This is a genomic window from Bacillus sp. LR--39, from assembly GCF_053613335.1.
The window spans coordinates 1-505 of sequence record NZ_JBSIOT010001684.1 but is presented as its reverse complement, the minus strand read 5'-3'; the positions used below and the strand labels follow the sequence as shown (position 1 = coordinate 505).

Here is a 505-nt window from a genome sequence, read left to right as displayed (position 1 = left end):
AACTTTTGTAATGATATTGTTCTCTATTTCATACATGCATTCATTTTTATCCCTGGTTAGATAGCCTAGGTTAGCATTCATGTCGAATATTTCAGGTAATGTAATGACGATAACATCATTGACTTCATGCCATGCCACTTTTTCATTCTCCTTATCTTAAATAATTATAAGAAAACTCACGCTGGTTGAAATTTAGTTTATCACATAATCATCTTTACTCATTTTGTTATCTTGCTATTACATTCTAACCACCTTATTTTTTTCTATTTATGAGGTTATAGTGTAGTTATCAAGAATGCTAAACGGGAGTAGATAAAAATGGCCCAAGATATAAAAAAAGCGTGTCAAAAATTTAAATTGGGATTCAATTCAAAATGAATTAGATGAGCCATGTAAGGAGAGATGAGATAAATGCCGGATAGTATCAATAACGGATATAAAGAGAGCCATGATCATAGAATTTCGAATGATGCAGAAATGATAACAGATGAAAAGTGGCAAGCCA

Annotated in this window: 2 pseudogenes; one reads left to right on the top strand and one right to left on the bottom strand. The window is 31.5% G+C overall.

Going from position 1 to position 505, the window contains the following annotated elements:
* Window positions 1-138 (bottom strand): annotated as a pseudogene (locus ACWHAR_RS32520) (DNA-3-methyladenine glycosylase); the annotation flags it as partial.
* 273 nt (window positions 139-411) lie between these two features.
* Between ACWHAR_RS32520 and ACWHAR_RS32515 the strand changes: the two are divergent.
* Window positions 412-505: pseudogene (locus ACWHAR_RS32515) on the top strand (AraC family transcriptional regulator); the annotation flags it as partial.